The organism is bacterium, from assembly GCA_030247525.1.
Classification (GTDB): Bacteria; Electryoneota; JAOADG01; order JAOADG01; family JAOADG01; genus JAOTSC01.
Genome location: JAOTSC010000155.1, coordinates 1 through 7,808, shown reverse-complemented (window position 1 = coordinate 7,808; position 7,808 = coordinate 1). Strand labels below are relative to the sequence as shown.

Sequence of the window (7,808 nt, the reverse complement as noted above, 5' to 3'; positions counted from 1 at the left end):
GGTAAGCTGTGCATGAGCACATATTGCTATTGAGAACACCGTCAGCAAAATGATTCCTGTGTTTTTCACTTCTCCCCCCTTGATGAAACATACATGAACAATGGCTGTTAACGATAATATAACTCAGTAATAACCAATAAAATAATAGATATGCAATATATGTAAATGTTAGACGACTTGTATGGGTCTCCGCTTGTGTTTTGCTAAGAAAAGTGATCGCTCTCCGTTTCCGTTCCAGTTGTTAGCTTCTTAGGGGGTTGGTATTATACAAACAAAGCAAGAAATCATCGTTCGGCATAGTTAACGTTGGAAAAGACAAATTCTCTCCGCATCTTGTTAAATTCCAGAGTTTTCGTCCGATTCAGTGTTGGAGCGATTGTGAAGTATCTTCGTCCGGGAAAAGCAGTCTGGCTGCTCATCCTTTTCACGTGTTGGTCTATTCCTACAACAACATCTGCTCTTGATCTGGGTCTCAAAGCCCAAGATGTTCCGAATGATGCCGGAAAGGCGATTGCGATCCAATGGGACACCGTCCCGCGACCGCCTGATACCCAAATCTATGCTTTTCTGTTGCAGCGGTCAGAATCTGCCGACGGTAAGTGGCAAAACATCGCCCCCTTGGAAATCACAACAAAGAATTTTGTCGATGACGGTTCGGCGAATGGAACCAATGCATTACAACCCAATAAGGACTATTGGTATCGCCTACGAGTCGATTATGCTTTGTCGAAACTGATAAACGATAGTCTCTTCGTCGACACGTTAAATCGTGTTGCGATTACATCCAATGTTGTGGGGCCGGTACGGGCGATACCGTCTTGGATAAACGTTAAGCATATCGTGGTAATTTTACTGATTGCGTTGTTCTTTGGTTCGATCCTTTACCTAACGAATCAAGCGAAAACCGGTAAGAAATTTTTCGTCCGCCGGATCGCGGGTTTGGACGCCATTGATGAAGCGATCGGCAGAGCTACGGAAATGGGTAAACCGGTGTTGTTCGCGCCCGGTTCGCAAGGCGTCGACAACATTCAGACGATTGCGGCAATGATTATTCTCACTGAGGTAGCGCGCCGCACCGCGGACTATGATGTCCCCATTATCGTTCCCCTAATGTCAAGTTTTGTTGTCCCCGTTGCCGAAGAAGCGGTTAAATCCGGTGCGACCAATGCCGGTCGACCGGAAGCGTACGTCCCCGACAATATCCGGTTCCTTTCTGAAGAACAATTCGCCTACACAGCGGGTTGCAGCGGCATCATGTTGCGGGAAAAACCAGCAGCGAATCTCTTTATGGGCGCGTTCTTTGCGGAGTCCCTCATTTTGAGTGAAGTCGGATTTTCAACTGGCGCGATTCAAATTGCCGGTACATCGAATGTCCATCAACTTCCGTTTTTTGTCGTAGCCTGTGATTATACGCTTATCGGTGAAGAGTTCTTTGCTGCCAGCTCCTATATCAGCGGTGATCCCGGTTTGTTAGGTACTTTGCGCGGGACCGACTGGATGAAAGTTCTGGCAATGAGTCTCATCGTCATCGGTTCGATCCTTGAGACGATGGGTGTAACCCAATTCACCCGTCTTTTTGAAATGTAGAGCATCGCAGTTCAGTCTGTTGGACATTCGAGTCCAGCGTTCCAAATAGATGTTCAGGTTGTTTTCTTTCCGAAATCCGAATCAGGAAACCGAAGTGAAACGCGAAATCCCAATTATTATCCTTTTTGCCTCCGGGCTCTTCATGATTGTGCAGTACTTAGTGCCGCACTATGTAGTGAACGACGCCGCCGGACGGATTCAACAGTGGGCAATCATTATCACATCCGCCGCCACCATCCTCGGCGTTGCCAATCTTGTGCGCGTCTCACTCGATCAAGTGATGACGAAGAAAGAAGATTGGATGTACAAATGGGTGATCTTGGTTTCGCTCGTGGTCACTTCGATTAGCGGAATCTTCTGGGGGATCGAACCAGGCACCTTTTTCAATGACATGATCTACTTCAATTTTTATACACCGATGGCTTCAACGATGTACGCGACACTGGCGTTTTTTATCGCCTCGGCGGCGTTTCGAGCGTTTCGGGTACGGAGTTGGCAAGCATGGTTTCTCGCAGTTACCGCAGTAATTGTGATGCTCGGTCGCGTTCCGTTTGGTAAAATGCTATGGAACGACTTTCCGTTGTTGGTCGATTGGATAATGAATGTTCCGAATACGGTGGCGCAACGGGCGATTCTCATCGGTGCCGCGATGGGTGCAGTAGCAACCGGTTTGAAGATGATCTTCGGAATTGAGCGGAGCTGGTTGGGAGGAAGCGATTGATGAAGACGACGATTTGGGAGAACCTCTCCAAGCTCGATAAACGCTGGATCTTTTTATGCATGTTGTTTGCGGTGACACTGCCGTTGCTCTTTCCGATTAATCTGCCACTTAGTGCTTCGGAACCGGTAATGAGTTTCTACAAAACAGTGGAAGCGATTCCTGAAGGCTCGTTGGTTTTGGTTAGCAACGATTATGACCCCGGCTCGAAAGCAGAGCTGTATCCGATGACGGAAGCAGTATTTTATCATCTCTTCAAGAAAAAGTGCCGGATTGTAATACTGAGTCTCTATCCTGCTGGACCGCCGATGTCGGAACGGGCAATCGAACAAATGAGAACGCTTTTTCCCAACATCAAGGATCAAGTCGATTACATCAATTTGGGATACAAAGACGGCAGGGAAGCGGTGATTGTGGAAATGGGACGCTCGTTAAAAGGGGCATTTCCCCGCGATTATCGCGGCAGAGCGGTCACCGATGCGCCGATTATGGCGGAAGTAGAAAATTACAAGAATTTCAAAGCAGTCGTTTCCATATCAGTCGGTTATCCCGGCACGAAAGAGTATGTCCAGTATGCACAAGGTCGTTTCAATTTGACATTGCTCGCCGGCGCTGCCGCCGTGTCGGTTCCGGAGTATTCGGCGTATTACAATGCCGGACAGTTGAAAGGAATGTTGACTGGAATTACCGGAGCCGGTGAATACGAAGAGTTGGTTGATCGCCGGGCTCTTGCGGCAAAAGCAACGGACGCGCAAGCGTTTGGACACACCTTCATCATCCTTCTGATTATTGTAGGAAATGTGGCATGGTTTACGTCGAAGCGGAAAGGAGGAAAACATGTCTGAGCAAATTGGTCTTGGCATTGCCGCCATTCTGACAGTTATGATTTTCTCTTTCCTGTACAAGGATAATCCGCTCTACAAATTTGCAGAGCATCTCTTTGTCGGGGTTGCGGCGGGTTACATTCTCGCGCTTACCTGGCACAACACAATTCGTCCGAATCTCTGGACACCGCTTTCAACCGGCCGGGACTGGTGGCTAATCGTTCCATTGGTGTTTGGATTACTTCTCTTTACCCGGTTCATTCCCAATATCGGATGGCTGTCGCGATGGTCGCTCGCTGCGATTGTCGGTATCTATTCCGGATTGGCAGTGGTTGCATTCGCGGAAGCAGATTTTGTCCAGCAGCTTCGCGCCAGTATGATTCCATTGTTCGATACCGCAAGCACTGCGGCGTTTGTAGCAAATCCAGGTATCATTACATTCCTGCGATTTATTGGAAACTTCATCACGGTGGTTGGATTATTGGCGATTCTGATTTACTTCTTTTTCTCAAAAGAGCATACTGGATCGTGGGGCATGATTGCAAAGGTTGGCACTGGATTGTTAATGATTGGTTTTGGCGCAGGCTACGGTTATACGGTTATGACTCGTATCGCTTTACTAATCGACCGGATGTTTTTCCTGTTGTCCGATTTTGTGCATGTGTTGTAGTGTGTACGGAGAAATGCCCAATCAATTAGATGATTTGGAATCTTGTGTTCAACACTCCTCTTTTGTAAGTTTTGACGAGTTTTAGAAGGATAAAGAAATGCAGCAAAAGTTAATCGATGGCGTCGTCGTTGTAAAGCTCCGGAAGATTGCCGATGAGCGGGGACACTTAATGGAGATACTCCGTAACGATGATCCCCATTTTGAGAAATTCGGGCAGGTATACATCACGACGAACTACCCCGGCGTTGTGAAAGGGTGGCACTATCACGCTAAGCAAACCGACTTTGCGACCTGCGTACACGGTATGATCAAAATGGCGTTGTACGATGCCCGCAACGGCTCACCGACCTTCGGAACGGTCAATGAATTTTTCATCGGTGAGCATTCTCCCATCGCGGTAAAAATCCCGGCAGGAGTGTACCACGGTTGGAAAGGGATTTCTCATTATCCATCGATTACAGTGAATACCGTAACCGAAGTGTACAATTACGAGAATCCTGACGAATTCCGTAAAGACTGGAAAGACCCGGAAATTCCCTACGATTGGGATATTAAGATGGGGTAGTGTCGTTGCGAGGAATCCGCCGTTCGGCGGGTGACTAAGCAATCTTGTAGAAGTAATAAAAGAATATGTCGGCAAAACTAACAATCCAACAACTCTCAGTCGATAACCGCGATGATTTCTATCGAGTGCATTGTGCTGAGTGCGAACACGATTGGTGTTTTTGCGCTGGTTGGTGGACAAAGAACTGGGATCATTTTGAAGAACGCAGTGCCGAGGAAAACCGCAAGCTCCGCGATCAACTGATTGCTGACGGCGTTTCCGATGGTTACTTACTGTATGAAAATGGTGAGCCGGTGGGGTGGGTACAGGCCGCCTCCCGTGATATCTTCGAGAAGCTCTGCAAGCAATTTCGTTTGCGGGCGCAACGTGGTGCTGCAGCGATTACTTGCTGGTTCCTGATTCCCCGGGTTCGGCGCAAAGGCTATGCGAAACGTTTTCTTGAATTGGTGTTGGACGATCTAAAAGAGCGCGGTTACACTGTTGTAGACGCATTCCCAGTAAAATTCGAGGAGAAAATCGAAGCGGGTGATTTATGGACTGGTCCGTTATCGTTATACTTTCATGCCGGATTCATCATCGAACGTAACCACGAAAAATTTCCCGTATACCGAAAATTTCTGTAACGATAAGTAATCTCATCCATTAAATCGAGTATGGGCGGACCTTGTGTCCGCCCTTTGCTCTCAATTGAACTGATGGCTTGTTACTACTTCAACAATACCACTTTTTGCATCACACTTCGGTTCTGTTGCATCGCTTTTACATAGTATACGCCTGACGCTACTTTGTCTGCCCGCCAAGTCCAGGAAGTGTTACCATTGTTGCTTTGCAACCGTTCGCGAACGATTTCCTGACCAGCAAGATTAAAAACTGCAACTTCCGCGCGTCCAGTTTGCGGTAGTTCTATATGGATCGTGAGTTCGGAGTTAAAGGGATTGGGATAAGCAGTCAGTGACAGCGATTGCGGCAATGCTACGGTTGGCTTTTCCACTGCATCCAACGGAAACAACCAATCCAGCGCATCGAGCAACATGCTCTTCATGGAATTATTACCGGTACTGGAAATCGCCTCCATCCCAAATCCGCAAAGTAGTGTCTTAGCTTCGTTTTGAACTACGGTCGATACGGCGGCATTCGACATGATATCACTCTGATAAACGACCCATGATGTACTATTGTTCACCTGATTGAAGCCGTCTTGAGAATTCTGATTGTTCGCACCGCTCGCCCCGGCAATCAATGTATTGACACCATACCAATTGGAACCCGATACGCCGAGTAGTCGATAATTGTTCGCGTCAGGTGTTCTTAACGAAGCTCCTAACCGGTTCAGTAACGGTAAGTCAACCAGGCTTAGATGTTCGCCGATGTTTTGTCCAGTCAACAGAAGCGCCGTGCGATTGGCGATTGCATTACGAATCGCGACCCGGCGAACGCTATCCATTGGGGTAGTACGGTTGCCGGTAAACCAAATGACGCAGTAGAACTTCGTGATGTCGGTCGGAAGGTCCTGCACTGTTTCAATCCGGTCGTACCTTACTAAATCACCATGTAAGGTGGAATCCAACGCCGCTTGATAATAGGTTTCGAATGTAGCGCTTGAATCGTCGTCAAGCAGCCAGATGAACGCTGGTTGCATTGAAAGGTAAAGTGATTGACCTGCACTGGAAACTGTATATGTGCCGCTTAACGGTTTAAATGGAATTGAAGGGATTAGCTCATAGTTCCAATTCCCATCGAAAACCTGCGCATCCAATTGGATTGAACGTACGCCTTGCATCACAGTATCGATTTGCCAACATCGAGTTGGGTCTTCCATCGAAGTAAATGCAAACGAAATCCGGGTTGTGTCGGCATTGTAACTTTGTACTGTTACCGGTAGCGTTCGCTGAGTCCGTACATGGAATCGTACCGCTAATGTATCGTTTACAGAATTGCTATCGACGGTTGTCAAACGCACTCCGCAAAACATCGTGGGCAGCGATGCAACTCCCGCGAAGGCTGTGTACTCCCGCCGTAAGCCCGGTGACAAAGTCGTATCGGTGATTTGCGCTGTCACGGTCGCATTGGTTTCGCTCGCACCAAACCGTATTTCAATTGTTGGAGCAAGCGGATTGCGCCCGTAATTCACAACTGAGAACCTTACCCGAATACTGTCCCCTTGTACGACCAATGTTGCCGGCTCATCGATTCGCGATACACCAAGATCGTGCGGAAAATTCGAGAAATTCATTAATGGATCGAGCAGCATCCAATCCATGTAACACGATACCCAAGATTGGTCCTGATTTTGGGGGTCGCCAACGGTAGCGGGTATCCCGCCATCCAGATCGGTATCCTGATCCAATAAGTAATCGGCTAACACCCGCGCACTATCGAGAAACATTGGATTCCCCGTGAAGAGATAAGCATCGGTATGTCCATGTCCGTACCACGTGCCCCAAGCGTTCGCCCAATTCCCTGCGCCGGGGCGGGCATCCATAAACTGCCCGTATTGATTGACCCAGCCAATTCCCCACGTTGGATTTTCACGACAGATCGAGTTTAGAACGCCCCAAAACGAGCAACCACCACTTAACGCCCAACTTTCCGCCTGCCGGAGAGCATAGGTGGGATTGCTTTCAATCCAAATTCGTAACCGCTGCCCACGGGCAAGGGAGGTGTCGAGCCAACGTTGATGATTGGTATGACCTAACCGCCACCGGGCATAACGAGCAAGGGCTCCCGTAGCGATACCTTCGGCATTCCGGTCAGTGTTGGAACTGCCAGAGCACGGATATTGCATGATGTAATTGGCACAAGAGTCGCCGTATCCGATTACCGAGGAGTCTTGAGTGTTGGTAATGTATGCCATCGTCGCGGCGATGCCCCACCCGGCGTTATGGCTACGGTAGTAACTGCCGTTACTCCCTTCTTCGAGCCAAGCCGGCCAACGGCGGTTGTAGATCCATGCATTGGCGATGGCTTGTTGGTACAGGGTATCGATCCCGGTGATTCGTTTCGCATTTGACCAGACCACGATGCACTCCTGCGTATTATCGGTCTGAATAATGGTATATAGCGAACCGGTTTCCCCTTCCCGCTCGCCGCCAAAATCGGCTCCTGCAGTAGTAACTTGGAGTCCGACCAACCAGTCGGCTGTTCGCAAGTATTGGGTATAATAATTATAAGGTTCGATTTGGGGAGGACGGGGAGGGGTAGACGGTCCTAAAGCGTCCGGAACAGGTAACAGTCCTGCCTCTTGGGCAGCAATCTGCTCCGGCGTCCAATAGGGGGTCGCCAAGAGTGGTGTGACGCTGAGCGCAACTAAAAAGAGAATTCCGAGGCGCAGTGTATTGTTTCGCGTAATTAAAATCGGCTTACTTATCATCATGGGAACTCCTCCCTTGCTGTAGCGTGGATTGGATGCTACTTTTCATCGACTTAACAACTGAGAGTAGAATG

7 protein-coding genes are annotated in these 7,808 nt (G+C 48.6%); 6 read left to right on the top strand and 1 reads right to left on the bottom strand.

Annotated features, from left to right (window positions below; translation table 11 throughout):
* Positions 1-378 precede the first annotated feature (378 nt).
* From OEM52_12195 to OEM52_12170, 6 genes are all read left to right on the top strand, one after another.
* Positions 379-1,587 (top strand): fibronectin type III domain-containing protein, encoded by a 1,209-nt coding sequence (locus OEM52_12195; GenBank protein ID MDK9700899.1) that lies wholly within the window; start codon positions 379-381, stop codon positions 1,585-1,587.
* Positions 1,588-1,681: 94 nt separating this feature from the next.
* Positions 1,682-2,308 (top strand): hypothetical protein, encoded by a 627-nt coding sequence (locus OEM52_12190; GenBank protein ID MDK9700898.1) that lies wholly within the window; start codon positions 1,682-1,684, stop codon positions 2,306-2,308.
* Positions 2,308-3,150 carry a hypothetical protein gene (locus OEM52_12185; protein ID MDK9700897.1) on the top strand — a complete coding sequence of 281 codons (843 nt, stop codon included), beginning with the start codon at positions 2,308-2,310 and terminating at the stop codon, positions 3,148-3,150. The genes OEM52_12190 and OEM52_12185 overlap by 1 nt, the downstream gene beginning before the upstream one ends.
* Entirely contained in the window at positions 3,143-3,799 is a 657-nt protein-coding gene (locus OEM52_12180) for a hypothetical protein (protein ID MDK9700896.1), read from the top strand. Before OEM52_12185 ends, OEM52_12180 begins: the two co-directional genes overlap by 8 nt.
* 97 nt (positions 3,800-3,896) lie before the next feature.
* Positions 3,897-4,364 (top strand): dTDP-4-dehydrorhamnose 3,5-epimerase family protein, encoded by a 468-nt coding sequence (locus OEM52_12175; GenBank protein ID MDK9700895.1) that lies wholly within the window; start codon positions 3,897-3,899, stop codon positions 4,362-4,364.
* Positions 4,365-4,429: 65 nt separating this feature from the next.
* Positions 4,430-4,987, top strand: coding sequence for a GNAT family N-acetyltransferase (locus OEM52_12170; protein ID MDK9700894.1), 558 nt, complete (start codon positions 4,430-4,432; stop codon positions 4,985-4,987).
* Between the two features lie 83 nt (positions 4,988-5,070).
* Here OEM52_12170 and OEM52_12165 read toward each other — a convergent pair whose 3' ends face one another.
* Positions 5,071-7,737 (bottom strand): T9SS type A sorting domain-containing protein, encoded by a 2,667-nt coding sequence (locus OEM52_12165; GenBank protein MDK9700893.1) that lies wholly within the window; start codon positions 7,735-7,737, stop codon positions 5,071-5,073.
* Between the last annotated feature and the right edge of the window lie 71 nt (positions 7,738-7,808).